This window comes from Pontibacter mucosus (assembly GCF_003054055.1).
In the GTDB taxonomy this organism is placed as follows: Bacteria; Bacteroidota; Bacteroidia; order Cytophagales; family Hymenobacteraceae; genus Pontibacter; species Pontibacter mucosus.
This window is the reverse complement of record NZ_QBKI01000008.1, coordinates 1-25,916: the sequence shown is the minus strand read 5'-3', so window position 1 is coordinate 25,916 and position 25,916 is coordinate 1. Positions and strand designations below refer to the sequence as shown.

The 25,916-nt window shown below is 52.2% G+C and carries 24 protein-coding genes; 6 read left to right on the top strand and 18 right to left on the bottom strand.

The genetic code is table 11. The features are described from left to right. Positions 1 to 129 precede the first annotated feature (129 nt). The 3 genes from rpsB to rplM are packed head-to-tail and all read right to left on the bottom strand — an operon-like array spanning position 130 to position 1,762. The gene (gene rpsB, locus C8N40_RS15335; RefSeq protein ID WP_108212730.1) at positions 130 to 897 is read right to left on the bottom strand and encodes a 30S ribosomal protein S2; all 768 of its coding nucleotides are present in this window, start codon (positions 895 to 897) and stop codon (positions 130 to 132) included. 21 nt (positions 898 to 918) lie between these two features. Continuing rightward, positions 919 to 1,305 (bottom strand): 30S ribosomal protein S9, encoded by a 387-nt coding sequence (gene rpsI, locus C8N40_RS15330; protein WP_108212729.1) that lies wholly within the window; start codon positions 1,303 to 1,305, stop codon positions 919 to 921. Positions 1,306 to 1,312: 7 nt separating this feature from the next. Next, positions 1,313 to 1,762 (bottom strand): 50S ribosomal protein L13, encoded by a 450-nt coding sequence (gene rplM, locus C8N40_RS15325; RefSeq protein WP_108212728.1) that lies wholly within the window; start codon positions 1,760 to 1,762, stop codon positions 1,313 to 1,315. A gap of 221 nt (positions 1,763 to 1,983) precedes the next feature. Between rplM and C8N40_RS15320 the strand changes: the two genes are divergently transcribed. Further along, positions 1,984 to 2,964, top strand: coding sequence for an NAD(P)H-quinone oxidoreductase (locus C8N40_RS15320; protein WP_108212727.1), 981 nt, complete (start codon positions 1,984 to 1,986; stop codon positions 2,962 to 2,964). Between the two features lie 281 nt (positions 2,965 to 3,245). Here the strand turns inward: C8N40_RS15320 and C8N40_RS15315 are convergent, their stop codons facing one another. The 5 genes from C8N40_RS15315 to recA all read right to left on the bottom strand — a co-directional run bounded on the left by C8N40_RS15315 (position 3,246) and on the right by recA (position 8,160). After that, positions 3,246 to 3,956 carry an RluA family pseudouridine synthase gene (locus C8N40_RS15315; RefSeq protein ID WP_092102177.1) on the bottom strand — a complete coding sequence of 237 codons (711 nt, stop codon included), beginning with the start codon at positions 3,954 to 3,956 and terminating at the stop codon, positions 3,246 to 3,248. A gap of 185 nt (positions 3,957 to 4,141) precedes the next feature. Continuing rightward, positions 4,142 to 5,170, bottom strand: a complete 1,029-nt coding sequence (locus C8N40_RS15310) for a sensor histidine kinase (protein ID WP_108212726.1) — start codon at positions 5,168 to 5,170, stop codon at positions 4,142 to 4,144. Positions 5,171 to 5,173: 3 nt separating this feature from the next. Then, positions 5,174 to 5,863 (bottom strand): response regulator transcription factor, encoded by a 690-nt coding sequence (locus C8N40_RS15305; protein ID WP_108212725.1) that lies wholly within the window; start codon positions 5,861 to 5,863, stop codon positions 5,174 to 5,176. Between the two features lie 260 nt (positions 5,864 to 6,123). Beyond that, positions 6,124 to 6,936 (bottom strand): DUF3108 domain-containing protein, encoded by an 813-nt coding sequence (locus tag C8N40_RS15300; RefSeq protein WP_245905148.1) that lies wholly within the window; start codon positions 6,934 to 6,936, stop codon positions 6,124 to 6,126. A gap of 168 nt (positions 6,937 to 7,104) precedes the next feature. Beyond that, complete coding sequence (recA, locus tag C8N40_RS15295) at positions 7,105 to 8,160, bottom strand: recombinase RecA (RefSeq protein WP_108212724.1); 1,056 nt, start codon at positions 8,158 to 8,160, stop codon at positions 7,105 to 7,107. Positions 8,161 to 8,320: 160 nt separating this feature from the next. Here recA and C8N40_RS15290 point away from each other — a divergent pair, with 160 nt between their 5' ends. Further along, a complete protein-coding gene (locus tag C8N40_RS15290; RefSeq protein ID WP_245905147.1) occupies positions 8,321 to 9,472 on the top strand; it encodes a hypothetical protein in 1,152 nt (383 codons plus the stop codon). Between the two features lie 765 nt (positions 9,473 to 10,237). Here the strand turns inward: C8N40_RS15290 and C8N40_RS15285 are convergent. Continuing rightward, positions 10,238 to 10,900, bottom strand: coding sequence for a GNAT family N-acetyltransferase (locus C8N40_RS15285; RefSeq protein ID WP_245905146.1), 663 nt, complete (start codon positions 10,898 to 10,900; stop codon positions 10,238 to 10,240). A gap of 122 nt (positions 10,901 to 11,022) precedes the next feature. On the opposite strand from C8N40_RS15285, the gene C8N40_RS15280 reads away from it, so the two are divergent. Next, positions 11,023 to 11,886 carry an SDR family NAD(P)-dependent oxidoreductase gene (locus tag C8N40_RS15280; RefSeq protein WP_108212723.1) on the top strand — a complete coding sequence of 288 codons (864 nt, stop codon included), beginning with the start codon at positions 11,023 to 11,025 and terminating at the stop codon, positions 11,884 to 11,886. A gap of 75 nt (positions 11,887 to 11,961) precedes the next feature. On the opposite strand, the gene C8N40_RS15275 is transcribed toward C8N40_RS15280, so the two are convergent. The 9 genes from C8N40_RS15275 to C8N40_RS15235 all read right to left on the bottom strand — a co-directional run bounded on the left by C8N40_RS15275 (position 11,962) and on the right by C8N40_RS15235 (position 23,104). Continuing rightward, on the bottom strand, positions 11,962 to 12,390 hold the full coding sequence (locus C8N40_RS15275; RefSeq protein WP_092102164.1) for a hypothetical protein: 429 nt from the start codon (positions 12,388 to 12,390) through the stop codon (positions 11,962 to 11,964). A 238-nt stretch (positions 12,391 to 12,628) separates the two neighbouring features. Continuing rightward, positions 12,629 to 13,594 carry an AAA family ATPase gene (locus C8N40_RS15270; protein WP_108212722.1) on the bottom strand — a complete coding sequence of 322 codons (966 nt, stop codon included), beginning with the start codon at positions 13,592 to 13,594 and terminating at the stop codon, positions 12,629 to 12,631. A 7-nt stretch (positions 13,595 to 13,601) separates the two neighbouring features. Continuing rightward, entirely contained in the window at positions 13,602 to 14,966 is a 1,365-nt protein-coding gene (locus C8N40_RS15265) for a peptidylprolyl isomerase (protein ID WP_245905145.1), read from the bottom strand. Positions 14,967 to 15,069: 103 nt separating this feature from the next. Continuing rightward, the gene (locus tag C8N40_RS15260) at positions 15,070 to 17,370 is read right to left on the bottom strand and encodes a peptidylprolyl isomerase (protein ID WP_108212721.1); all 2,301 of its coding nucleotides are present in this window, start codon (positions 17,368 to 17,370) and stop codon (positions 15,070 to 15,072) included. A gap of 168 nt (positions 17,371 to 17,538) precedes the next feature. Then, a complete protein-coding gene (locus C8N40_RS15255) occupies positions 17,539 to 17,949 on the bottom strand; it encodes an ATP-binding protein (protein WP_108212720.1) in 411 nt (136 codons plus the stop codon). Beyond that, positions 17,942 to 18,280 carry an STAS domain-containing protein gene (locus C8N40_RS15250; protein ID WP_092102149.1) on the bottom strand — a complete coding sequence of 113 codons (339 nt, stop codon included), beginning with the start codon at positions 18,278 to 18,280 and terminating at the stop codon, positions 17,942 to 17,944. The genes C8N40_RS15255 and C8N40_RS15250 overlap by 8 nt, the downstream gene beginning before the upstream one ends. Positions 18,281 to 18,300: 20 nt before the next feature. Next, positions 18,301 to 20,436, bottom strand: a complete 2,136-nt coding sequence (locus C8N40_RS15245) for a GAF domain-containing SpoIIE family protein phosphatase (protein WP_108212719.1) — start codon at positions 20,434 to 20,436, stop codon at positions 18,301 to 18,303. Between the two features lie 399 nt (positions 20,437 to 20,835). Beyond that, on the bottom strand, positions 20,836 to 22,305 hold the full coding sequence (gene guaB, locus C8N40_RS15240) for an IMP dehydrogenase (protein ID WP_108212718.1): 1,470 nt from the start codon (positions 22,303 to 22,305) through the stop codon (positions 20,836 to 20,838). Between the two features lie 376 nt (positions 22,306 to 22,681). Then, a complete protein-coding gene (locus tag C8N40_RS15235; RefSeq protein ID WP_245905144.1) occupies positions 22,682 to 23,104 on the bottom strand; it encodes a rhodanese-like domain-containing protein in 423 nt (140 codons plus the stop codon). A 13-nt stretch (positions 23,105 to 23,117) separates the two neighbouring features. Here C8N40_RS15235 and pnuC point away from each other — a divergent pair, with 13 nt between their 5' ends. The 3 genes from pnuC to C8N40_RS15225 all read left to right on the top strand — a co-directional run bounded on the left by pnuC (position 23,118) and on the right by C8N40_RS15225 (position 25,794). Next, positions 23,118 to 23,813: a nicotinamide riboside transporter PnuC gene (gene pnuC / locus C8N40_RS15230; RefSeq protein WP_108212717.1), complete on the top strand. Its 696-nt coding sequence runs from the start codon at positions 23,118 to 23,120 to the stop codon at positions 23,811 to 23,813. Positions 23,814 to 24,043: 230 nt separating this feature from the next. Then, on the top strand, positions 24,044 to 24,220 hold the full coding sequence (locus C8N40_RS22720) for a hypothetical protein (RefSeq protein ID WP_170114119.1): 177 nt from the start codon (positions 24,044 to 24,046) through the stop codon (positions 24,218 to 24,220). Between the two features lie 602 nt (positions 24,221 to 24,822). Further along, entirely contained in the window at positions 24,823 to 25,794 is a 972-nt protein-coding gene (locus tag C8N40_RS15225) for a hypothetical protein (RefSeq protein ID WP_108212716.1), read from the top strand. The last annotated feature ends 122 nt before the right edge of the window (positions 25,795 to 25,916 follow it).

The window sequence follows — 25,916 nt, the reverse complement described above, 5'->3', positions numbered from 1 at the left end:
TTGAAGTATAAAGTCTTTTGTCCTTTGTCAAAATTTCTTTTGTCACTTCCTAATCCCCTAAAACAAACTGAACATTGAAGCGCAGCGTGCCCAATGTTCAGTTTGATATAGTGCAATATAAATCAGGGATTATTGCTCGTCAGCTTCCTGCTTCGCCTTAATGCCTTCTTCCTCAGAACGCTTGCGCTCAGTCTCTTCCTTGTCCACTTTGCGCTCAGACAGACCTTCTTCAATAGCCTTACCGATGATCGAAACGATTAGGGACACAGACTTAGAAGCGTCGTCGTTGGCAGGGATTGGGAAATCCACCAGCTCTGGGTTAGAGTTCGTGTCGCAAACAGCGAAGATTGGCAGGTTCAGTTTCTGAGCCTCTTTTACCGCGATGTGCTCACGCTTTACGTCCACGATGAACAGCGCAGCTGGCAGGCGAGACAGGTCGGCGATACCGCCCAGTACACGATCCAGTTTCTCACGCTCGCGAGACAGCATCAGCTTCTCGCGCTTAGCCAGTGCTTTAGACTGCTCTGGGTCTTTCATCATCTTGTCGATGGTAGACATTTTCTTCAGAGACTTACGCACTGTAGCGAAGTTTGTAAGCATACCACCCAACCAACGCTCAGTTACGTAAGGCATCTTCAGGCGACGAGCCTCTTCTGCCACGATTTCCTGCGCTTGCTTCTTAGTAGCTACAAAAAGGATTTTACGACCAGACTTCGCGATGTTCTTGATGGCGGCAGCAGCCTCATCCAGCGCAACCAGCGTTTTGTTCAGGTCAATGATGTGGATACCGTTCTTCTCCATGAAGATGTACGGAGCCATCTTCGGGTCCCACTTGCGGGTAAGGTGGCCAAAGTGAACACCTGCCTCAAGCAATTCTTTATAATTAGTACTTGCCATGTTGTTGATACACCTTTAATATTAACGTTTGCTGAACTGGAATGAACGACGAGCTTTGCGCTTACCGAACTTCTTACGCTCTACCATGCGTGGGTCACGCGTGATGAAGCCCTCTTTCTTCAGGGCTGATTTAGTCTCGGCGTTTTCTACTACCAGTGCTTTAGAGATAGCAAGTCTGAGTGCTTCAGCCTGGCCGCTTACACCACCACCTTTCAGGTTGGCAACCACATCGTACTTGCCAATAGCTTCTAAGGTTTGAAACGGCTGATTCACAATCGTCTGCAGTACTTCGTTAGGGAAGTATGCCTTGATATCTTTACCGTTAATAGTGATATTCCCTTGCCCGGCCGTCATGTAGATACGAGCCACCGAGGTTTTTCTTCTACCAGATGTATTGATAACTTCCATTAATTAATTAGATGTTGAGGGTTAATTCTTTAGGCTGCTGAGCTGCATATGGATGCTCGCTTCCTGCAAAAACATGAAGATTACGGAACAGCTCGCGGCCCAGTCTGTTTTTAGGCAACATGCCACGAACAGCGCGCTCAACAAGCAGCGTAGATGATTTAGCCTTAAGCTCACGTGGAGAAGTCCTCTTCTGACCGCCTGGGTAACCAGTGTGCGACAGGTAGTACTTCTGATCCCACTTACGGCCTGTGAAACGTGTGTCATCAGCGTTGATTACGATCACGTTGTCGCCGCAGTCAGCGAAAGGAGTGTACGAAGGCTTGTGCTTGCCTTTCAGGATCTTGGCAATCTCAGATGCCACACGACCCAAGCTTCCTTGCCCAGCATCAATAATCACCCAGCCTTTGTTGGCTGTCTTCTTATTGACAGTAAGGGTCTTATAACTTAAATGATCCATTTTTAGTGGTTGTAAGCGATTTATTTATTTTTATTTTGAACTTTCGGTTCTTGGAAAATGGACACAAAGATAGAAGCTATTTCTTTGATATGCAACACATCCTGAATAAAATGCTGAAAGCGAGCGTGAAATGAAAACCAGGAAAGCGCCCGTAACTTTAGCGGTAGCTTACAGTTATTACTATCGTGACCTTTGCAGTCTTACAACTAAACTGATCATCCATGAAAGCCATACTTGTAAAACAGCCGGGCGGGCCGGAGCAACTTATACTTGGAGAGCACGAGCAGCCCCTGCCCAACCCGAACGAACTGCTGGTAAAAGTACACGCCACTGCTCTTAACCGTGCCGATACCCTCCAACGGCAGGGCAAGTACCCGCCGCCCAAAGGGGCCAGTTCGTTGCTGGGGCTCGAAATGGCAGGTGAGGTGGTGGAGGCAGGCATCAACTGCACCAAGTATAAAAAGGGAGATAAGGTATTTGGCCTGCTGCCCGGTGGCGGTTATGCCGAGTATGCGGTGATAGACGAAGCCATGGCGATGCCGGTGCCGGAGAACCTAAGTATGGAAGAGGCCGCCGCCATACCCGAAGTGTTCCTGACGGCGTGGCAGGCGCTTGCGTGGCTGGGTAAGCTGCAGTCCGGGGAGCGCGCCCTGATACATGCCGGTGCCAGCGGGGTGGGCACGGCAGCCATACAACTGGCGCGGGCGCTTAAGGCCGAGGTGCTGGTAACGGCATCCGAGCAAAAAATACAGGCCTGCCTTGACTTGGGAGCACACAAAGCCATTAACTACAAAGAAGTGCCTTTCGAGGATGAAGTACTGGCCTATACAAACAGCGAGGGCGTAGACGTAATCGTAGACTTCATCGCCGGGCCATACTTCAACCAGAACCTCGACTGCCTGCGCCTGGATGGTAGACTGGTTATACTTGCCAGCCTGGGTGGCGGTAAGGTAGAGGAGGTGGATTTGCGTAAAATCCTGAGTAAGCGCCTGCAGGTAATCGGCTCCACGCTCCGCTCCCGCACCAAGGACTACCAGATAAAACTAACCGAAGACATGAGCCGCTTTGCATTGCCGCTGTTTAAGGAGGGCAAACTCAAGCCGGTAATAGACTCTGTATACGATTGGCAGGATGCAGCCGAAGCGCACCGCTACATGGAGCAGAACAAGAACATCGGCAAGATTGTGCTGCGGGTGAGCTGAGGTTCTGGCAAAGGACTTTCGGACAAAGGATTTTTTGACAAAGGACAAAAGACTAGGAAACTTCATACTTCCGAAGAGTGGGCTTTATACTTTGGAAAAATACTTTGGAAAAGCATAGAAGTATAAAACGTCCATGGAGCAATGGTAGGTCAAGAAATCTTATCTAGGATAACATGCCTGAACCGACACTTAAAGTATAAAAGGACAAAAGAAGCAGGCTATCCATACTTCTTTTGTCCTTTGTCAAAAAATCCTTTGTCTTTTATCTCTTTTGTCTAAGCCTAATGCGCGCGCAGCTGCTTTACCAGCACACCGAAGTCCTTCGGATATGGGGCCTCAATTTTAACCGGCTCTCCGTTGGGCAGCACAAAGCCAATGTTGAACGAGTGCAGCGCAAAGCGCTTGATCAGGGGGAGTTCCTCTGTGTTCTTTTTCAGGTTAAAACCGCGCTTCAGGCTGCTCAGGTATACCTGCTCGCCTCCGTACAACGAATCCCCCACAATGGGGGCATTCAGGAAGGCCAGGTGCACGCGTATCTGGTGCAGTCGGCCTGTTACCGGAAGGCACTCCACCAACGTATGGCGGGCATAGTTCTCCAGGGTGTTAAAGTAGGTCTCGGCGGGTTTGCCCTGTGGTGATAGCTTGGCCACCCCCTTGGCGTTGGACAAAATGGCGCGGCTCACGAGTTCATCCTCAAACTTGTGCGTGCCCCACACCACGGCATGGTATACTTTGTATACTTCCCGCGACTCGAACTGCATGGCCAGGTTGCGGTAGGCCTCCGGGTTCTTGGCCAGCACCAGGCAACCGGAGGTGTCCTTGTCCAGACGGTGGCAGGCCTGCAGGTCCGGGTTATACTGGCGGGCCAGCTTTAACAGGTTGGTCGTGTTAGGCGTGCGGTCTTCCAGCGTGGCCAGAAACGGCGGCTTGTTCACCACTACGTAATCTTCGTTCTCAAATATAATCAGGTCTTCAAAAACCGGGTACTTCATGCGCTTTATACTTTGTTCGGGCGCAGCCACCAATTGCGGCCGTGCATCCTGCAAAGATACGGATAATAGTGGTTGGTTGATTGCCAGCGATACTCGTTGTTAGTGGCGCCGCTATACTTCTACCAAAGTATAGCTACAGGTGCCACAAGCAAGGTTAGCGGTTTTACCACACGAATAACGAAAACCTATTTCGCTTTCAGGAGCTTAAATCGAAGGGTGGTGCCTTTGTCCACCTCGCTTTTTACGGCTATGAACGAGCGGTGCGCCTCAATGATATGCTTGCAGATGGAAAGGCCAAGGCCCGTGCTGGTGGTGTCGCGGGTGCGGCTTTTGTCTATGCGGTAGAAGCGCTCGAAGATGCGGTTGATATGCTCCTGGGCTATACCTTTTCCGTCGTCTTTCACCGTGATGGTATACTTTTTCTTGCCCTCGTCGAACATGACCCAAATGTTGCCGCCCCTGCGGCCATACTTGATGGCGTTGTCGATGAGGTTCGTGAACACCTGGCGGATGCGGTTAGGGTCGGCGAAGAGCATGATGGGCTCAGTGGCCTCCACGTGTATCGTGATTTCCTGCTGTACCGCCTTCAGCTCCAGTTGCTCGGCCACATCGCGCGCCAGCTGGGCTACGTCAAAGTTGCGCTTGGCCATCTTCACCACGCCCTTCTCCAGTTGCGAGATGCTTATCAGGTCCTGCACCAGCGCATCAAGGCCGTCCAGGCTGCGGGCTGCCTTCTCCAGAAATTTGTCGCGCACGTTGGGGTCGTCCACAGCGCCATCCAGTAAAGTATGGATAAAGCCCTGGGCTGCGAATATGGGTGTTTTCAGCTCATGCGATACGTCGGCCAGAAACTCGCTGCGCATCATCTGCAGGTTCTTCAGCTCATCAATCTCCTGCTGCTTTCGCTCGGCTATCAGGTAAATTTCGTCCTTTATCTTCTTCAGTGGGTCGGCGGCGAAGGTAGAGCGGCTCTCCACTTTCTTAAAATCCTGCCGCTTCAGTTTCTCCAGGCTGGAGTAAACGTTCTTTACCTCCCGGAAAACCAGCGCTTCGTAAGAGAAGTGCAGGAGCACAAAGCAGCAGACAAATACAATCACCAGCGCTATCATAAACCCCTTGGAGGAGAACGAGCTGGCTAAAGCAAGAAAGGCGGTGAGCACAAGAGCTACCGCCAATGATGTTAAGAGAGCAAGCGTACGCGAGTTCAGGTTCATGTATTAGTCGGTGTTAAACTTATAGCCAACACCCTTGATGGTCTTTATGTTTCCCTCGCCTACCTTCTCCCGCACTTTGCGCACATGCACATCCACCGTACGGGCAATTACATACACGTCGTTGCCCCAGATGTTGCTCAGCAGTTCCTCGCGCGTGAACACCTTGTTAGGCGTGGCAGCCAGAAAGGCCAGCAGCTCAAACTCCTTCTTAGGCAGCGTGATTTTCTCATCGCCTTTGTAAACGGCAAAACTGGTGCGGTCTATTTTCAGGTCGCCTGCCTCGATTACCTTGTCCTGGCCTTCCAGTTGCGCCTCGCGGCGGGCAAAGGCTGCCAGGCGGCTAAGCAGGGCGCGGGGCTTTATGGGCTTGGTGATAAAGTCGTCGGCACCGGCCTCAAAGGCGGCAACTTCCGAGAACTCCTCGGAGCGGGCCGTCAGGAAGATGATGTGCGTCTGGCGGAACTCCTCCTGCTCGCGCAGCTGGCGGCAGGCCGTGATGCCATCCATCACCGGCATCATCACGTCCAGCAGGATAATGTCTGGTTTTATTTGTTTGGCCATCTCAACGGCCTTCTTCCCGTTGTCGGCAGTGCTCACCTCATACCCTTCGCGGGTGAGGTTATACTGCAGCAGTTCCACGATGTCTGAATCGTCGTCTACTACAAGAACTTTGTAATGCGATGCTGTTTGCACGGTATAGAGTCTTTGGTTATATGCGTCAGGCTACACCTGCGCCGGTCAACGCGCTGTGTATCGAATGGCTGTTGCCGTTCTCTATGCAAAGATACCATTCCTTGTAGCAAGAAGGGATGACGTAACAAAAGTATAACCTGCCGGTAACATTCTCTTAACTTTGGGTTGGTCCATACTTCTAAAAGACCAGCATTCAGTGCCTTGCATATTATACAGTGCGCAGGGAAAGTATAAAAGCCAGCCGCCGCTGGCTTTTATACTTATTTCCGGGCTAACATCAGCTCGTTCTTCAGGTTTTTATAATCGTAGAGATTTACTTTAACCGAGCCAACAAACATCTCTGCCTGTATGAGCACCGGTATCTTGTTCTGGTCGTCTGACAGGTACACGGTGATGGAGTTCTCGCCTTTGAACATTTTGTTCTCCGGCATGCGAGGCACCAGTTTAATGGCCCTGATGTTGCCTGCTTTGGTGCTTACTACCTCACGTCCTTTAAACTCTACCTCCATGTTAAAGTGCTCCTCATCGAAGAAGCCCTGCACATATACTTTTTCGCCCACGCGCATCTTGTTAAAATCGAGGGTGCGCAGGTAGTAAAAGCCGCTCACGATGTCCTGCACGTTATCGGTTATCTTGTAGGTCTGCTTCTCTACCTTCTTAGATTTCTTCTTTTTCTCTACATGCGCCTTGTTGGCGAAATGGTCGAAATGCACTGTCTCGCGCTTGCGGTAGTTGCCCTCCTCAATGTTTCTAAACGAGCGCTGCGGCACAATAGCGGCCGTATCTATGTAGGATTGCCAGGTATCGCGCACTCTAATAAAGAGGTCAAAAGAGCTATTGGTTCTGCCATAAACAGTGGCCTTGTAACAGGCGCGGTCGTTTACGGTGTGTATCTCCGGTGAAATGTCGATCACGGCCTCTGCCGCCGTAATAGGGCCGTAGTGCACCTTATACTTCAATACCTCTCCGGTGCTAAAGCTCTCGTTGGGGTGGGATCGCATGCGGTCCTTGGTGGCAAAGCCAAAAAGTACGATCGAAAGTAGAATGAGTGCCGGGAAAAACTTCTTCATCATAAGTGCCTTCCTTTTGGTTTCAGTATCAATACATACCTATAATCAAGTTCTGTACCAACTTTGCCAAGGCTTAAATTATAGAATCTCCTTTAGCTATTCAACTGATTTTAAATAAAAAAGGTGCTACCGGGGTAGCACCTTTTTTTACTTCAGGTCGGGAAATAAAGTTCACTCGGCCTCGGCTGCAGCTGCGGCTGAGTCGTCGAGGGCGGCGGCAACTTTCTCCGGCTCGCCTTTTACGATAGCTCTGATCTTGTTTTCGATCTCTTCCATCAGCTCCGGGTTGTCCTGCAGGATCTGCTTCACGCCGTCGCGGCCCTGGCCCAGCTTGTCGCCGTTGTAAGAGAACCACGAACCGGACTTCTGCACGATGCCCAGCTCCACGCCCAGGTCCAGTACCTCGCCTACTTTAGAGATGCCTTCGCCATACATGATGTCGAACTCCACCACTTTGAAAGGAGGGGCTACCTTGTTCTTCACTACCTTCACACGGGTACGGTTACCGGTAATGTTGTCGGCGCTCTCTTTAATCTGGCCTACACGGCGGATATCCAGACGCACAGAGGCATAGAACTTCAGGGCATTACCGCCAGTGGTCGTTTCCGGGTTGCCGAACATCACACCAATCTTCTCGCGCAGCTGGTTGATGAAGATACAGGTACAGCCGGTTTTGTTGATGGTACCGGTCAGCTTACGCAGTGCCTGAGACATCAAGCGTGCTTGCAGACCCATCTTGCTGTCGCCCATGTCGCCTTCCAGTTCGCCTTTCGGCACGAGGGCGGCCACGGAGTCAATCACAATAATATCAATAGCACCAGAGCGGATCAGGTGGTCGGCGATTTCAAGCGCCTGCTCCCCGTTGTCTGGCTGAGAAATCAGCAGGTTTTCTGTGTCGATTCCCAGTTTCTGGGCGTATATTCTGTCGAATGCGTGCTCAGCGTCGATAAATGCCGCCAGGCCGCCTTTTTTCTGTGCTTCTGCAATGCAGTGCAAAGTAAGCGTGGTTTTACCAGAAGATTCAGGACCGTAGATCTCTACGACACGGCCGCGTGGCAAACCGCCGATACCCAACGCAATATCCAGGCCCAGTGAACCAGTGGAGATGGCCGGAATGTCCTCGACCTTGTTGTCGCTCAGCTTCATAACGGTGCCTTTGCCGTATGTTTTGTCGAGCTTGTCCATGGTCAGCTGCAGGGCCTTCAGTTTTTCGTTGCTTACGCTCATGTGTGTTTTCTTAATTAGCTTTATATTGAAGGTGAAATTACTAAATCGGCACCAATCTTCAAAATAGTTTTCAAGTAATTTGCTAATTTTTTTAGCTGATTGCTGCCGTCTGATTATAACATAGCTCCACCTGTTTTTGTGCCATACTTACTGCTTTTTTATGCGCCTGCTAAAAGTTTTTTTTCTGCTGATTTTGTTGATTGTAAGTCCCCTTGCCAAGGCGCAGCTAAACAACCGGGCACTGATGCAGCAGGTGCAGGTACGGGAGCAAAATGCTAAAAATATTAGGATGCAGGTGCAGGCGCTGGGTTTCCTGAAAAATAACGAGTACTTCAACAAAATCGCCGACGGCTATACGCTGTTTGGCTATCAGCTTAACCCCAAGCTGAGCTACCAGCCCACCGAAAACCTGGTGATAGAAGCGGGCGCGCTGCTCTGGAAAGACTTCGGCGCGTCCGGCTACGAGGACATCCTCCCGACCTTTACGATTAAAGTGCAGCGGCAAAACTGGCAACTGCTCTTCGGCACGCTCGAGGGCAACCTGAACCACGGCTACATCGAACCCCTCTACGATTTTGAGCGGCTTATACTTAACCGGCTGGAAAACGGCATCCAGTACAAGCTGCAAACCAGCCGCTTCCGCGTAGATGCCTGGGCCGACTGGGTAAACATGTTGTACCGTGGAGAGAACGAACTGGAGCAGGTGAACGGCGGCGCGGCAATGGCTATACTTTTGCTGGGACAAGAGGGGCGCACCAACCTGACCGATAGTTTATACTTAACGCTGCCCGTGCAGTTCACGGCCCAGCACAAGGGCGGCCAGATAGACGCCTCCGAACTGCCGCTAACCACCGTAGCCAACGCCGCCATAGGCCTGGAACTGGAGAAGAAGTATAGCCGCCGGGTGCTGCACCGCCTCTATACCAAAAATTATGTGGTGGGCTTTAAGGATTTCTCCAACGAGCTGCAGCTGCCTTACGAGCAGGGCCACGGTTTATACTTCAACATCGGGGCCGACACCAAATACCAGGATGTGATGCTGAGCTACTGGCGCGGGGATGGCTACATTAGTGAGCTGGGTGGCAAGCTATACCAATCGGCCTCCACTACTTTTAAGCACCCTGATTACCTGGAGGAGGAGCGGGAACTGCTTATACTTCGGTTGATGAAGGATATTGAGCTGGTAGAGAACCTGAACCTAACGCTGCGCCTGGAGCCGCTCTGGGACTTCAACAATCCCAAACTGGAGTTCTCCAGCGGCTTCTACCTGGCTTTTAACACTGATTTTTTCCTGGCAAAGCCGAAGCGGTAAGTATAAAATATAGCTGTCTGAAGACATGGAGAGGATAGAAGTAGGTTTATACTTTATACTTGTCTGAATCAGGATTTACAGGATGAAAGGATTTACAGGATTTTATCCTTGGGCTATACTTCCATCCCCGTCGCTGGCGCGAGTTTGTAACTCGTGCCTAACTACGGTGTCGGGTTTGTAACTCGACTGGCTGGAAAAGCCATACTTATACTTTGGCTATACTTCATAGCCGCTGCTTCCTTCCATTTGAACTAAGCTATTCATGCTAGCCACCGTTCCTCCTCCAGACTTAAATAAGCTACTGTTGCATCTCTGGCTTTGGTGCCCTCCCAGGCCGGGAGGCCTCGCCTTGGGGGAAGGGGCCCTCGATAAGGGTATCGCTCGGTGTACATTTATTTTGCTACCCTTCGGTCGCAATGCCCTTGACGGGCACCAGAAATCTACAAGGCGCTCAACCCAAAGGCTGGGAACAAGTTCGATAGCTGCTGCCCTTGCTATGCAACAAGTATAACTGTCCCCTTGAGGGGACCATAGGGGTGTAATCGTCTGCTAATAATTCCCCTCTTCGGAGGGGCTGGGGTGGGTTTATATTTTGTAGGGACAGGTCGCGACCTGTCCGCGCGTGAAAGAGGGCTATGAAACTTATACTTCAGAATCAGTAACTACAGACTCCCCTCCTTGGACTACCGAGAACGTGAGTTCGAAGGTAGCGAGCGCAGCTCTGAGGGGCAGGGGTGGTTGACCCGGCACTACAGTGCTAAAAACCTACACAACCGCCGTAGAATTTGCGGCCTGCTGTTGCTGCTTGCTCTCAAAATCCTGGCGGGTGAGGCCGTAGTAGGTCAGGTCCAGCAGCTCATCCGAGTCGGCGCCGCGGTGGTCGCAGCGCAGCACGCCTTCCTTCATAAACCCGCAGCTCTCTGCCAGGGAACCGTAGCTCTCGTTGGCAGTGGTGCAGCGCAGGTATACTTTGTTCAGGCCCAGGGGACCGAATGCGAAACGAATCACCTCATCCAACGCCTCCTGCGCCAGCTGCCGGGTGGCAGGCCAGCCATCAAAGTATAAACCTACCTCGGCTTTGGGAACAGAGCGGTCCAGGTTCTTCAGGGCAATATCGCCGATGTAATGATTATCCTGCTTCTGCCATACCCCAAACTCAAACGTGCGGCGGTTGTCCCAGTCGGTGCGCAGCTGCTGCACCTGCGAGCGGGCATCATCCAAAACACGCACACGCGACAGCCGGCCCGGAAAAGCAGGGCTCAGGTATGCCATGTTCTCCTGCAGCAAACGCATGAAGTCGCGCTCGTCTCCGTCCTGGTAAGGGCGCAGCAGTAGGTTTTTGGTTTCGAGGTGCTCGTCAAAGTCTTCGGGGAGTGCGTTGTAAAGAAAGCTCATCAGGGATAAAGTGTCAGGTTTCTGCTCACTCATACGCTAACTAAGGTAAAACGTGTTGCCATGCCGGCAAGTTTAGGCGCACCCAACAGTTGCCGTGCTTCTGCCGTTACAAAGTATGAATTGATTTTGAACCACTTAAAATGACATGAAAGCAAATGGGAAACAGACTTGAAGGAAAAGTAGCCATCGTGACGGGCGGTGGCGCAGGCATCGGTGAGGCCATCTGTAAGAAATTCGCCAGAGAGGGAGCCAGCGTTATAGTGGCCGGTTTTCCGGAGGACCCGGTAGAGGACGTGGCACGCGAAATACAGGAGGAGGGAGGCACCGCCATCCCGTTCACAGCCGATTTATCGCTGCTGGCCAACGCCGAGAGCTGCGTGCAGCTGGCCGTAAAGCAGTATGGCAAACTCGACATCCTGATCAACAACGCAGGCACCTTTCCGGAGGTGAACATGCTCTCCGACTATTCCGAGGAGGCATTTGATTACCTGCTCAAGAACAACATCCGGACGGCCTTTGTGATGAGCAGGGCGGCGTTGCCGGAGTTGCAGAAAACCAAAGGCAACATTGTCTGCGCGGGTTCGGAGTCGGGGGCGCTGGGTATTGCCCAAAACGCGCCGTATGGCGGCACCAAAGGCTTTATGCACGCCTTTGCCAAAGGCCTGGCCGCCGAGCAGGCACAGAAAGGCGTGCGCTGCAACATAGTAGCCCCCGGCCCCATCGATACAGGCTGGACCCACAAGGAAACCGGGCCGATGGACAAGCAGATGGAGCAGATGGTAACGCAGGGCACGCTGATGGGGCGCCGCGGCACGCCGGAGGAAGTGGCCAATGTATACTTGTTCCTGGCTTCGGAGGAGGCCTCCTATGTCACCGGTGCTATCTTCCCGGTAGATGGGGGCACGCTCATCGCCAAAGGCCCGGCCGGCGATATGGCCGCAGCCAGCATGAAGGAGCAGCCTGATGGGCAGCTGAAGCTGAAACACTCCAAGGAAAGCCATACTTCTATCCGCAAGTAACGTGTAGGCCGCATAACAGCACGAAGCCACTCCCTATACTTTGGGGAGTGGCTTCGCGTTTACACTTTATACTTGCTACGCGTTCAGGTACGGGTAGTTGAAGTGTTTCGGGCTGTGCAGGTTCTGCTGGATCATCATCACCTCCAGCGTGTGGGCTGTTTCTTTGAAGAACTCCAGGCGGCGGTACAGCATCTCTTTCTGCAGCACAGTGCCGGTGGCCGTTTTCATATAGGCTTTCTTGTCTTCCAGCACGCGTTGCATCACCTCGTCTGCCTGCTGCTGGTGCTGCAGATACCATTGCTGAAAATCAAACAGGCGGGCCAAGCCAGGAGTGCCTGACTGAAAATCCAGCCCGTGCAGGCGCAGCACGTCGGCCAGCAGGTCTATCTCCAGCGGAATGGAGACGTTGTAAGGCATGGTGCGAATCTCCAGTTTGCTGTTCAGCGCATTGGCGATGCTGTTGAGGTTATCTCTAAAGCGAAGGAATAAAGCAGCCGCTTCCATATTTGTATCGAGTAAATGTAACTATAAGTGTGAGCGCAAAATTACACCAATAAGTTTGAATTGCAATTGGAAGGATTTTGAATGAGTGTATGCGTAAAAAGGCAGACGCTCCCTGTTCTGTCATCTTGTAAAGAACCTAGTGGCCATGTATAGAAGCAATCGCTACTCGCAAACAAGTTCCTTCCAGGATGACACGGCAAGGATTCATACATTCACTCAGTCACTCATTCGGAACTCCCTACAAAAGCTCCCGGATCAGCTGTTCTTCTGAGATTCCCTCGGCCTCGGCTTTGAAGTTGCGCACAATGCGGTGGCGAAGTATAGGCAAGGCCACTTCCTGCACATCCTCAATATCAGGGCTATACTTGCCGTTGAGGATGGCGTTGCACTTGGCCCCCACAATCAGATGCTGCGAAGCTCTTGGCCCTGCTCCCCACTCCAGAAACTGGTTTGCCTGCTTGGAGGCCATTGGCATGTTCGGGCGGGTCTGGTGCACCAGCTTCACGGCATACTCCACCACATTGTCTGCCACAGGTACGCGGCGCACGAGCTGCTGAAACGCAAGTATGTCATCAGCGTGCAGAATCCTTTGGAGCTGATTTACGGTAGCCCCGGTAGTGTTCTTCACAATCTGCAGCTCCGACTCATAGCTAGGGTAGCCCAGCGTGATGTTGAACATGAAGCGGTCGAGCTGGGCCTCCGGCAGGGGATAGGTACCTTCCTGCTCAATCGGGTTTTGGGTAGCCAGCACGAAGAAAGGCTCCGGAAGGCGGTATCGGTGGCCCGCCACGGTTACGGCGTGCTCCTGCATCGCCTCCAGCAGCGCGGCCTGGGTTTTAGGCGGTGTGCGGTTTATCTCGTCGGCCAAAACAATATTGGCGAAGATAGGGCCCGTCACGAACCGGAAATTGCGGTCGTTGTCCAGCGTTTCGGCACCCACGATGTCGGAGGGCATCAGGTCCGGCGTAAACTGCACCCGGTTAAAGCTCATGTCGAGCGTGGAGGCGATGGTTTGGATGAGGAGCGTTTTAGCTAGCCCCGGCACCCCTACCAAAAGGCAGTGCCCCTGACAAAAAACAGCTGTAAGTACTAACCTTACCACTTCGTCCTGACCTACAATCACTTTTGAGATTTCGGAGGTGAGCTCCCGGTAGGAGTGGTGCAGGGCGTCGGCTGCTTCTTTGTCAGAGGTGAACTGCTTCATAGGTTCGTTATTGCGTTAGATGCTCCAACCCGCCGCATTCCTCGTACTGCGGGTCTATTTCGATGTATACCGTGTTAACGTTCTTCTTAAACCAATCGCTTACGGCGCTGCTGCGCTTCTGGGCAAGGGCCGCGTTGGCAATTTTCTGGTAATCGTCCGTCAGGTTAGCCAGGTGCGGCGGCGTTTTAGACTTCAGGTAAAGTATGCGGGCCGCGTCTTTGCCATCTGGTGTGGTAAAGGCCACCGGCTTAGAGATTTCACCCACCTCCAGCGTATCAATCACAAAGAAGATGGCCGGGTCCACCTGGTCCATTGGGATGTAGGTAGTGCCGGTGGCGCGGCTCGTAAGCATGCCGCCGTTGTCCTTGGTGTTGGTGTCGTCGGAGTACTCCTTGGCTGCCTGTGCAAACGTAAGGCTGTCGCTTACGATAAGCGAACGAACGCTGTCCAGCTCGGTTACCGCTGCCTTGATGTCAACGGTGGCGGTGGCTGGTTTTATCAGGATGTGGCGGGTGTTAAACTCCTGCCCGCGGCGCTCAATCAGCTGAATCAGGTGGAACCCGAACTGCGACTCGATAACGTTGGAGATGCCGCCCGGCTCCAGGCGAAGGGCAGCTGCCTCATACTCCGGTACCAGTTCCTTCTTCTTGAAGAAACCCAGCTCGCCACCGTCCTGCGCAGAACCCGGGTCCTGGGAGTATTGTTTGGCCAGGGTAGCGAAATCTTCACCGGCAAGTATACGCTTGCGCAGTTCTTCCAGTTGCTGGCGCGCCGCCTGTTTCTGCTCACGGCCAATCTCCGCGTGGTTCACAATCTGGCCAATCTCTACTTCTGTAGAAAAGTAGGGGAGGCTGTCTTTCGGGATGTTGTTGAAATATCGTTTGATCTCCTTGGGGGTAACCGATACTTTGCTGGTGATCTCGCGCTGCATCTTCTCCATCACCATTTGCTCGCGAACGGTTTTGCGAAGCTCGTCTTTAAGCTGGCGCAGGCTCTTGTTGTAGTACTGCTCCAGGCGCTCGGTGCCACCCACCTGGCTGGCCAGGTAGTTTATCCTGTCGTCCAGCTCAGCCGTTACCATCACTTCCTCCACCGTTATCGAGTCGATCTCAGCGCGGGCCAGCAGGAGTTTGTCCTGCAGCAGGGAGGTAAAGATCTGGCACTTCAGATCTTCGCTGGGCTGTTGTTTCGACTGGGCCAGGTACTGCAGGTAACCGAATTCCAGGTCGGAGCGAAGTATCACGTGGTTGTCCACCTTCGCGATGATGCCATCCACCTGCACCTGCTGCACAGGGGCCTGGGCATGGGCAGAAGATACGATGAGGCAAAGTGCCGCAAAGGCCAACAGGGCAAACTGATGTATCTTTTTCAAGGGATCTATTTTAATTTATACTTATGCTGGGAAATAACGCACAAGTTACTTCTTTATTCTGAAATACACGAAAAGCAGGGCAAATTAGCCGCAGGTCCATGGCCTACTTCCGCACCAGTTTTTCTACCTCTTCCGCTTTTATATTTACCGGATACTTGTTGCGCAGCTCCTGCACCCACTGCTCTTCCAGGTAGTTCTGGTAATCGGAGATAACCGGGCCTCGCACCTCGCTCAGCTCCTTGTAGGTAGGCGCCAGCACCTCTTTGATGAGGATGAAGTACTCGCGGCCGTTCTGCTGCAAGGTATAGCTGCCTTCCTTCCACTCCACGGCGTCCAGCGCCTTATTGTCGCCCCGCTGGAACTTCTTCTCCGTGATCTGCACGGCCAACGGATTGTCCTTATTCAGGCTCTCGGCCAGGGCAGCCAGCTCCGAAGTATAAAGTGCAAAGGAAGTGCGGCGGTTGCGGCGGCGGCCAGTCTCTGTGTTGTCTGGTCCGGCCTGCTTGCTCTTGCCCAAGCTTTTACTGGTTATCTGTGCGGCGGGCACTCCCTGCTGCTGCAGGTATGCTTTGGCAGCGTTGGCGCGCGCCTCCGCTATACTGGCGTTTTCGCGGGCGTCGGTGTGGCCGTTAATCTCCAGCGTCAGGCTTTGGTTCTGCTCCAGCAGGCTTGCCAGCTTGTCCAGTTCGGCTTTGCCCTCCGCCGTGAGATCTGCCTTGTTCTGCGCAAACAACACATCGCTCAGCCTGGCAAAAGAAACAGGGTGCCGACCTGCATTCAGTTGCTGCTGTGCCTGCTGCAGCAACTCCTTGTTAGCCGCACTGATAACCACGGCATCAGCGCGCTCGCCCCATTTATACTTTTCGCGGTTCTGGTTAAAGTAAGCACGCAGCCCGGCGGTGTCCTCAATGGCCTTACTCCATACTTTCTCGTCCATCAGCTGGAACAGCAGAATGCCGTCGTGGTACTCCTGCACCAGCATCCTGTAGTCGGTATACTTGTTTTCGAGGTTATTGCGCTCATACTCCAGCAGGGACTCCTCTGCAAAGTTATCGTAGAGCAGGTTCATGGCGTGGGCGGCGGTGCCGCTGGTGCGCGGGCGCTGCTCGGCTTTTACATAAGTATAAAAGTCGGCCACGGTGTAATTTTTCCCCTGGATGGAGAAAAGCGTTTGCTTCAGCGCCTTGTCATTCTCGTCATAGGTCCAGGTGCCCTGCAGCAGCTCGTCTGATGCTTTGGCTAGTGCCGCAGCCTTTGCCTCCGCGTTCTCGGTAAAGTTGTTCTCCTGGCGGATGCGCTTCAGGAAGGCGCTCTTGTTAAGCTCGGAGCGGGAGTCTTTGGCTATCTTGTTGCGCAGGTGCTGCTCCATGTCCTCAAAGGCCGGCAAGCTACGCTTTTCGATCAGCTTGATAATGTGCCAGCCGTAAGGCGTGTACACCGGCTTGGAGATGTCGCCCGGCTTCTGCAAGCCAAAGGCAGCCTCCTCAAAGGCCGGAATCATGCGGCCGGTGCCAAACCACGGCAGTTCGCCGCCGTTGCGGGCAGTGCTGGCATCCTCCGAGAACTCAGTAACCAGTTTCTCCCACTGCTCTCCGCGCTGCAGGCGGCGGTGGATAGCATCGGTGCGCTGCTTGGCAGCCAGTGAGTCGGCGGCAGGGGCGTTTGGCGTGGAGCGCACCATGATGTGTGCTACCTTGGCCTCGCCGCGGGCGTTACGCTTGTCGTTCACCTTTATCAGGTGGTAGCCAAAGCGCGTGCGAACGGGCTTGGAAATATCGCCGACGGCTGTCTTGTAGGCCGCGTCCTCGAACGGGTATACCATCTGCAGGGCCGTAAAATAGCCTAGCTCGCCATTGTTCTCAGCGGCCGATGGATCCTGGGAGTTCTCCCGTGCCAGCTTTCCGAAGTCTTCGCCTTTGAGGGCGCGCTGCCGCAGCTCCAGCACGCGGTTGTAGGCGGCCAGCGTATCTTCAGGGACGGCGTCCGAGGCCAGGGAAATAAGGATGTGCGAGGCGTTCACCTCCTGCTTCATGCGCTCGTAGGCCTCTTTCACCAACTGGTCGGTTACGCTCTTCTCGGTCAGGAAAGGTTGCGCCAGCTGCTCCTTGTAGCCCTCCAGCTCCCGCCTGAAGGCCATGGTTGTGTCCAGGCCCCGGTTCTCGGCCTCGATTACCTTCAGCTTGAAATTAGTGTAGAGGCTCAGGTAGTCGGTTACGCTTTCGCGGGTATAGGCATCATCGTTCCCGCCGTTGTTCTTCTCATACACATAGCGGAACTCAGAAGTGGAAATAGGCTGGTTGCCAAGCGTAGCGATTGCGGGTTCTTTACTGTCGTTCTTCTTAGTGGCGGTACAGCCGGCAATGGCCAGGGCGGCTACCGCTACCAGTAGGTGGTTGCTGCGCATAGGTTGATGTAAAATCAGTAGTATCTTTCTCGCCGGCCCGGGGGACCAGGAATTGCAATTTTAGGTAAAATTTCTGACAGATAAATCAAAAACTGTATCCTTAATATAATTGCAGGAGTATTTGTTCCCCGATAACGGAAGAAGGGCAGTTAAAGTATGTAACTGACTTTATCTGATTTTCTTATAAAGCAGGCAGGTGTTTTGGGTGCCGTCCGTGATAAACTCCACCTTGTCCATGATGCGGTTGACCAGGGCAATGCCCACGCCGCCCTTTTTGCCCATCCGGATGTGCTCCTGGATGTTGGGCTCCCGGTAGTTGCTTTGCTCAAAGGCGCGGCCCTGGTCAGAAATCTCAAACTTCACCTGGTCTTTCACAGTGTGCACCTTCAGGGTCAGGTATTTGCTCGGGTCCTCGTGGTTGGCGTGTATAATCAGGTTAGCGCATATCTCATCCACTGCCAATACGATTTGGTTCATGAGGATGTCTGAGAGCGCAAGCGTCCGCAGATACTCCGTCACGAAGTCCCGTATCAGCTTCAGGTTTTTTTTAGTACAATTTACCCGAATGGAGTTACTCATTGGCAATGCTTCTTGCTTCCTCGTAATCGGACACGATGGTCATGAGCAGGTCAAGACCAAGTATCTCGAACACGTTGCGCACCTTATCCTGCATGTTGTAGAAGATGAGCCGGATCTGGGCATCTTCGAAACGCTGCAGGTGGGAGATGAACACCCCAAGGCCCGCTGATGAAATATAGTTCAGGTTCTGGCAATTAACCAAAACCATAGTGTATTTCATAATTTCCGGGTCGGATAACTCTTCGTCCAGTATTACGGAGGAACTTGCGTCCAATTCACCGTCCAGGGTAAGGATTACGGTGTTGTCTCTGATTTCTTGTGTAATTTTCATCGGCATACTTTACGGGTTAGTCATGTGTTTTGTTGGGTGGGCCTGAACTTTATGACGAGCAGTGTCTGGTCGTCGTAAACGTTGTCGGGCCCGGTAAAGTCGTTCACATCGTTGATGATGGCATACTTGATGTCGTCGGCCTCCAGGTGGTACGTCTGCTTGAGCATGTACAGCAGCCTGTCCTCGCCGTACTCCTCGTTCTGCGGGCTGCGTGCCTCCACAATGCCGTCGGTGTATATCACCATCACGTCACCGGGGTTGTAGTCGTAGTACATCTCGCGGATGTGCCCGGCATAGGCTTTGTCGTCGCGCAGGATGCCCAGCCCCAGCCCGTCGGTCTTGAAATAGAACACGTCATCCATCATAGAGTTATAGTATAACGTATGGCAGTGGCCCGCGCGTGCAAACATAAAGCCCTTCATACGGTAATCTATGATATATAGCGAAGAAGTAATGAAAGAGGTTCTCTCCAGGCAGCGGCTCAGGGCGCTGTTGGCCTGTTTCATGAACTCGCTCGGAGCCATGTCCTGCTGCATCAGCCCATGAAAAATGCCCTTCATCTGCGCCATGTGGAACGCGGCCGAGATGCCCTTTCCTGATACGTCGCCGATGATGATGGCGATGCGCGATTCGCTCAGCTGCAGGAAATCGTAAAAGTCACCGCCCACCTCTTTGGCGGCCACCGAGTGGGTGCTTATCTCGAACCAGCTGTCGGTGGGGAATGTTTTGGGGTTCAGGCTCTCCTGCACCTGCGTGGCAATCTTCAGCTCCTCTTTGTATCGCTCGTTCTGCAGCGATTCGTTTACAAGGCGAAGGTTCTCGATGGTAAGGGTGGTCTGGCTGGTAAAGGTACGCAGCACGTTCACGGTTTCGTGGTCAAACCCGCCCTCCACGTCCTTGAGCAAGTATAGCACCCCCGAAAGGTGCTTGGTGGATTTTATCGGAAGTATGGCCATGGATTTCCAGGGCAGGCCCAGTCCCCGGAAGCCCGGGTTGCGGCCCAGGTTGTTGTTGATGTAATCCATGTTGTGGATGTTGTAGGCCTGCAGCAGGTGGCGTATACTTTTTACCTGCGCCTCGGTGATGTTGAGCAGGTGCGTTACCTGCGGATCGCTGTTGCGGATTACCTCGAACCAGGCGGCGCTGGCATCCGAGGCCTTGATGGTGCTGTCCACCAGCATGTCGTATACCTGCGCCTCGCTCTGCCCCTGCTGGATGGAAAGGCTCAGGCGCTGGAAGTTGAGCAGGTCCTCGCTCTTCTGCTCGAACACGCTGGAGGTAGGCAAACTGAACAACGACACCAGGAAAGCTGCCAATGTATAAAGCCCTACAAACAGCATGGCCAGCAGCAGGAAGCCCACGTCGGTATAGTCCACCGTGAGCTGCTCGTTGTCGGCCATGTTGTAGAAGAAGCGGATGAAGATGTAGCAGCTCAGCAGGATGGCACCCAGCAGCACCAGCGAGCGGCTCTTGTTGCTGAAGGTAAGGTAGGCCACCCACTTCAGGTTGGTGCACAGGAAGAGGATGTAGAAGCCCATCAGCGCCAGCAGCGGCAGGAAAACGTAGCTGGTATACTTAAAGTTGAACAGGGTGAGGAGCAGGATGCCACCCAGCAACAGCTCAAACCAATCCCAGGCTATCTGCAGAAACTTGTTTTTGTGGTGCAGCAGCAGCTGCCGCCAGATGTAGAAGGCCTTGGCCAGAAAGAGCACCAGCAAGCCGAAGTTAATCTGGTACACCACGTGCAGCAGCAAGGTATACTGCTCATCGATGTAGTTGATGTAAACCCGGTACACCAGGTAGAGGGCCACGCTCAGGTAAGCAGCCACCCCCGCCTTGGAGAAGAGGTTCCAGAGGTAGCCGATGAAGTCGATGCCCTTGAGCATCTCGGTGTGCAGCCGCTGAAACAGGAACACCGACACGATGAAGACTACGGTCAGGAAGTTGCTGATGAACGGATACGCGAAACCGGGCGCCTTGCTCCCTGCCAGTTTGCTCTCGGCAGTGAGCAACACATAAATCAGCAGCAAGAGCCAGCTTACTACTGTAGTGGTTGCCAGTAAGGTTTTTGCGTTGTTCTTATACAGCATAAAACGGGTATCCGTCTTTTGGTTAGCCACAGCAGAATAGGAAGTTTCCCGGCCTGCTTTTAACATGAAAGGTAGTTAAAAAAACGACATCTTGGCTAAGGATGTCCTGCCCTGTGGGGCAAAACAACTTGCATAACGTAATTCAGGAAGCGCAGGTTTGCCTTTGCCCCTGTATCGAACGTAAAATATAGCATTTTGTTTATGTTTATAAAAAAGTATAGCAGCCGGCGCACAGGCACCGGCTGCTATACTTTTTACTTAAGAGCATGTTTAAAATTCATCCTTTGCGCTGCAGACTGTTCCGAACAGAACCTGACTTCATACTTTTCTCGTCACGTAGCCCTGCTATGCGACCCAAAAACCACTTTGTCGGAACCCGTTCGGGCCAGTTTTCGCTTGCAAAAACGAAATTGAAACATGCTCTCATGCTGCCACACAAACGTGTGGCACTGCACTTTTTATACGTTAGCGGCTGTAGTTAGGGGCCTCGCGCATGATCTGCACGTCGTGCGGATGGCTCTCGCGCAGGCCGGCGCCGGTTATCTTCACCATTTTAGCCTTCTGCAGATCCTCGATGCGTGGTGTGCCACAGTAGCCCATACCGGCCCTGATGCCGCCCACCAGTTGGTAAATCACCTCGCTTACCAGGCCTTTGTAAGCCACGCGGCCCACAATGCCTTCCGGCACCAGTTTCTTCGAGTCTTTCTCGTCGCCCTGGAAGTAACGGTCCTTAGAGCCTTCCTCCATGGCTTCTACAGAGCCCATGCCGCGGTAGGTTTTATACTTGCGTCCTTCGTAGATGATCATCTCGCCCGGGGCCTCTTCCGTGCCGGCCAGCAGCGAGCCAATCATAGCCGTGCTTGCACCGCCCGCCAGCGCCTTCACAATGTCGCCGGAGAACTTGATGCCACCGTCAGCAATAACCGGTACGCCGGTGCCTTCCAGGCCTTTTACGGCCTCCATTACGGCAGAGAGCTGCGGCATGCCTATACCGGCAATAACGCGGGTAGTACAAATACTGCCCGGGCCAACGCCAACCTTCACCGCATCGGCACCAGCATCGGCCAGCGCTCTGGCACCCTCGGCGGTGGCCACGTTACCGGCAATCAGGTCTACGTTCGGGAATTCGGTTTTAATGCGCTTCACTGCCTCCAGCACCCCCTTGGAGTGGCCGTGGGCTGTATCTACGCTGATTACGTCTACGCCAGCGTCTACCAGTGCCTTCACGCGGTCCAGCACATCCGGGGTTACCCCAACGGCAGCGCCTACACGCAGGCGGCCATACTCGTCTTTGCAGGCAAAGGGGCGGTCTTTCTTCTTCAGGATGTCTTTGTACGTGATAAGGCCGGCCAGTTTTCCGTGCTCGTCTACCACCGGCAGTTTTTCTATCTTGAACTCCTGCAGGATGTCCTCAGCCTTGGCCAGGTCGGTGCCTTTCTGGGCTGTGATCAGGTTATCGCGCGTCATCACGCCCGAAACAGGCAGGGTAAGGTCTTTCTGGAAGCGCAGGTCGCGGTTGGTGATGATGCCAGTCAGGCGTCCCTCATCGTTCACGATCGGGATACCGCCAATCTTGTTCTCGGTCATGATCTGCACGGCGTCGCCCAGCGTGGCCTTCTCATTCAGGGTGATCGGGTCCAGGATCATACCGCTTTCAGAACGCTTTACCTTGCGCACCTGCTCGGCCTGCTTTCTGATAGACATGTTCTTGTGGATGATGCCGAGGCCGCCTTCCTGTGCCATCGCAATCGCCAGATCGGCCTCGGTTACCGTGTCCATGGCAGCCGACAGAAGCGGAATGTTGATGCGGATGTTGCGGGTTAACTGGGTGGAAGTATCGGTCTGGTGGGGGAGTACCTCGGAGTAGGCCGGAAGAAGAAGCACATCGTCGTAGGTGAGCGCCTCAAATAAAATCTTAGACTGATCGGAGATCATGGCAAATAAAGTTAGGGGTTCTTATTTGCCGCGTAAAGTTACAGAATCTTAAGCAGATATTTACGCAAGTGCAGCTTTATTTTTTTGGAGAAGCCCGTCTATAAAAGTATAGCGATAATTGGAAATTAAGGTGTTAGCCTTGGTTGCGGGTGCTATCCAGGCTAGTTGAAAGCCTTGTTTTCTATTGCTTTTATACTGGCGGCACCTCGTCGGCATAAATGCGCGAGCACCCCAAAGTATGCCTGAGGCTTTTCATCCTCAGGGGAAGCAGAAAGTATGGGAAAGTATAAAAGTGTGCAGTTTATACTAGCAGGCATTGCCGGCGCATCCATGGCAAGTATAAAATATAGCCGGAAGTATAAACTAAAGTATAATCCTAATAGGTAGCCATGTCCGGGTCTACCTGCGTGGCCCAGGCGTGGATGCCGCCCTTCAGGTTGAGCAGGTTATCGTAGCCAAGGCGCTGGGAGAGGTAGTTGATGGCCTGCGCGCTGCGGAAACCGTGGTGGCAGATAACCACAACGGGTATGTCGCGGCGTATGCGCCCGGCCTGCTTGGGTAGCTCGCCCATCGGTATCAGCTCGCCGCCCAGGTTGCATATCTCAAACTCCTCCGGCTCGCGCACATCCACCAGTTGTATCTTGCTGTTGTGGGCCAGGCGGTCCCTCAGTTCCTTTGCCGTGATCTCATCCATGTAAGTATAGTATAGCAGGTATAGTTTTAGCGGCACAAACCGCGGCAGGTTGCGCGCATGGCCAAAATTAAAGAAGCTTTTGCTTACAAGTGCACCTTTGTACATGTAAATTGCGGCAATGGAAATCTGGCAAAGTATAAATTCGCTTGTGCTGACGGCCGCAGGCGGCAGTACGCACGGGTTGTGGGCACAGTTTGTGGCAGGCATGCAGCAAACCTCGCTGCTGGAGTACGTGGCCGTGGTGGCAGGGGTGGTCAGTGTGTGGTACTCCCGCAAGGAGAATATCCTGGTATACCCCATTGGCCTCATCAGCACGATCATCTACGTGTACCTCAGCTTTAAGTACCACCTCATCGGGGAGGCGAGCGTGAATGTATATTACAGCATCCTCAGCGTGTATGGCTGGGTGCTGTGGGCCAGAAAGAACAAACAGCACGAGCATGTGCTGCACATCACGTTCTCCGACAGGCGGCAGTGGGGGCAGCAGCTGCTGTTCTTCGGCGTGCTGTACGTCATCATTTATACTTGCCTGCACTACTTAAAGGGCGCCTTCTACGAGGGCGTGATTCCGTGGGCTGATGGCTTTGCCAGCGCCACCGCCTACACGGGCATGTGGCTGATGGCCCGCAAGAAGGTGGAGAGCTGGTACTGGTGGATTGCCACGAACATTGCCTCCATCCCCTTGTACTTCGTAAAGGGCCTGGTGTTCTCCTCAGTGTTTTACTTTATACTTCTGGTGATGGCCTTTGCCGGCCTGGTAGAGTGGAAGCGGAGGGCCAGGCTGCAGCAGGAGCCCGTGTCGGAGCCGGCCTGAAACTAAAGAACCGCGCCGCGGAACCCGCTCTGGCATGGTGTGTGCAATAGCTATTTGTAACCGTAACAGGAGGCGAACAAAGCAGTGGCAGCAGGTGGTTTATTTAGTTATACTTTATCCTTTAACAGTGTAATTACCTGTTTGTGATTAAAGCGTACAAGTACATATCCAACCTTTGCTGCGACCCCCTGTACGGGCGTAGTCTGTGAAACCACTAACGCGGCAGCATCATGAAACAACGTAAACTAGAATTACCCGAGGAACTTAAATTTAAGAACCGGATGAAGTGGGGGTATGAGTCTCCGGATGAGCGCCCCAAATATGTTTTTCTGCGACAATATGGAGATGCTAAACCAAAAGTAGTGGAGGTGTACAACTTCTACGACTATAGCTTCTCAGAGAACTAACTGATTTCTAATTGTTAAAGCAAGAGGAGGCAGCCGCTGCGGCTGTCTCCTCTTGCTTTATATACCTTTAATATAGTCCAAAATCTTAATGTTTTTCACAGGCTTTTAAAGTTCGTTTACTGCTTTATATTGTATTATTTAAACTTTAAATTGTTTATTTTATACCTTTTCTTCCTGTAAGCAGTATATCTTTAAAGACACAGTACTGATTGTCTGCTCCAAATACCTAACAGGAAAATAAAGCTACATTAAAGGGCCATACCAATCTGACTAGACCATCACCCTGAATAACCACCTCTGAAACTGCTCTGTGCGAGCCCCTGAACTGGGGGAGCAGGTAGCTTTGATGACGCTTCATGTCTTTAGGTTATAGCACAAAAGTTTATGATACTACTTTATACTTTTATGCCCGGGCTATACGGGCATATACTCCCAAGAGCAAGTCCTTCTTAAACTAAGCATTCCCTGTTGCGGTAAGCATTGCCGCTCAATTCCTCCTCTATGTGTAGGCTGCCTCCTGCTGATGCGTGCGCCTCAGGCAGCCTGGAATTTCTATGCTCATTTCTAAATCAAGTAGGTAGTTAATTATCGCAAATGAAATTATGAAAAAAGTACTGAATTATTCGCTGCTGATGTTCCTTATCAGCTTGTTAATCTTCGCCTGTTCTAAGGAGGAGGAAGTTAATCCTACAGCATCTTTAGAGAGCTCTTCTGCCAGCAATTCGGAAATCGGTTATGTTAATATAGACGGCTATAAAGTAGGGTGCTTAAAGTATAAAGATGGCAAGTGGTCTTTTGAAGTAAAGAAAGGATATGATGCTTATAGCTTATATCACTTAAGCCTTAAACTGTACAACTGTAAAGGAGAGCATATCAAACTTGATAAGTACAAACTTGAATATGCAAAAATAGTAATTGGTGGCAAGACCTTTTCAGTGAAAGACGGAGACTTTAAGCTGGAGTTCGAACATGAAAACTGTGATTACGAAAAGGAAGAGGGTGTACTGAAGTTTAAAATCCTGAATAATGAATTAAACTATGCTTTAAAGGAAAATAAAGCCACGTTCTACTTTAAGCTGAAAGATGCAGATAAGATGCTTAGTGGTGCAAAAGTCTATATCAAAACTAAGAAAGGTTGCTTTAAAGGACATATCAAAACATGTGAGGACTACTGCAAAAAGCCAGAAGAACCCAAAGCATGTCCCTACACACAAGGTTATTGGAAAACTCACGGGCCAGGCGATTGTGCTAAAGGGAATAACTCAAACGAGTGGCCTCAGCAAGTCAATGCAAATGGACTAACTTTAGGTGAAGAGACCTATAATGCAAATGAACTGTGCGCCATTCTCAACACCCCGGTTCAAGGTACAAATCTTGGCTTGGCACATCAACTGATTGCGGCTTTACTTAATCAAGCCAATGGGGCATATGTTTCGGATGATGTTCAAAGCTGCATTGATGATGCGCAAGCATGGTTATCCGAAAATGGAGGGATCTATGGTACTGAAACAAATAATGACCTGACAGAGTGCCTCGCTGATTTTAATGAGAGCGGAGGAGAGAATTGCGATTAAAGAGATAAGATTTTTAACTTACGGTATGGGAATGTAATTTAAACTGTGTCATTTCTATATTTCCATTTACTGGCCCTGTTGGTGTACTGGTGTGAATCCTTACAGCAACAGGGCCACACTTT

Coding starts and splice junctions, on each gene's coding strand:
- rpsB (WP_108212730.1), bottom strand. CDS start 897: ATGGCAAGTACTAATTATAAAGAATTGCTTGAGGCAGGTGTTCACTTT.
- rpsI (WP_108212729.1), bottom strand. CDS start 1,305: ATGGAAGTTATCAATACATCTGGTAGAAGAAAAACCTCGGTGGCTCGT.
- rplM (WP_108212728.1), bottom strand. CDS start 1,762: ATGGATCATTTAAGTTATAAGACCCTTACTGTCAATAAGAAGACAGCC.
- C8N40_RS15320 (WP_108212727.1), top strand. CDS start 1,984: ATGAAAGCCATACTTGTAAAACAGCCGGGCGGGCCGGAGCAACTTATA.
- C8N40_RS15315 (WP_092102177.1), bottom strand. CDS start 3,956: ATGAAGTACCCGGTTTTTGAAGACCTGATTATATTTGAGAACGAAGAT.
- C8N40_RS15310 (WP_108212726.1), bottom strand. CDS start 5,170: ATGAACCTGAACTCGCGTACGCTTGCTCTCTTAACATCATTGGCGGTA.
- C8N40_RS15300 (WP_245905148.1), bottom strand. CDS start 6,936: ATGATGAAGAAGTTTTTCCCGGCACTCATTCTACTTTCGATCGTACTT.
- recA (WP_108212724.1), bottom strand. CDS start 8,160: ATGAGCGTAAGCAACGAAAAACTGAAGGCCCTGCAGCTGACCATGGAC.
- C8N40_RS15290 (WP_245905147.1), top strand. CDS start 8,321: ATGCGCCTGCTAAAAGTTTTTTTTCTGCTGATTTTGTTGATTGTAAGT.
- C8N40_RS15285 (WP_245905146.1), bottom strand. CDS start 10,900: ATGAGTGAGCAGAAACCTGACACTTTATCCCTGATGAGCTTTCTTTAC.
- C8N40_RS15280 (WP_108212723.1), top strand. CDS start 11,023: ATGGGAAACAGACTTGAAGGAAAAGTAGCCATCGTGACGGGCGGTGGC.
- C8N40_RS15275 (WP_092102164.1), bottom strand. CDS start 12,390: ATGGAAGCGGCTGCTTTATTCCTTCGCTTTAGAGATAACCTCAACAGC.
- C8N40_RS15270 (WP_108212722.1), bottom strand. CDS start 13,594: ATGAAGCAGTTCACCTCTGACAAAGAAGCAGCCGACGCCCTGCACCAC.
- C8N40_RS15260 (WP_108212721.1), bottom strand. CDS start 17,370: ATGCGCAGCAACCACCTACTGGTAGCGGTAGCCGCCCTGGCCATTGCC.
- C8N40_RS15255 (WP_108212720.1), bottom strand. CDS start 17,949: ATGAGTAACTCCATTCGGGTAAATTGTACTAAAAAAAACCTGAAGCTG.
- C8N40_RS15250 (WP_092102149.1), bottom strand. CDS start 18,280: ATGAAAATTACACAAGAAATCAGAGACAACACCGTAATCCTTACCCTG.
- C8N40_RS15245 (WP_108212719.1), bottom strand. CDS start 20,436: ATGTTAAAAGCAGGCCGGGAAACTTCCTATTCTGCTGTGGCTAACCAA.
- guaB (WP_108212718.1), bottom strand. CDS start 22,305: ATGATCTCCGATCAGTCTAAGATTTTATTTGAGGCGCTCACCTACGAC.
- C8N40_RS15235 (WP_245905144.1), bottom strand. CDS start 23,104: ATGTACAAAGGTGCACTTGTAAGCAAAAGCTTCTTTAATTTTGGCCAT.
- pnuC (WP_108212717.1), top strand. CDS start 23,118: ATGGAAATCTGGCAAAGTATAAATTCGCTTGTGCTGACGGCCGCAGGC.
- C8N40_RS22720 (WP_170114119.1), top strand. CDS start 24,044: ATGAAACAACGTAAACTAGAATTACCCGAGGAACTTAAATTTAAGAAC.
- C8N40_RS15225 (WP_108212716.1), top strand. CDS start 24,823: ATGAAAAAAGTACTGAATTATTCGCTGCTGATGTTCCTTATCAGCTTG.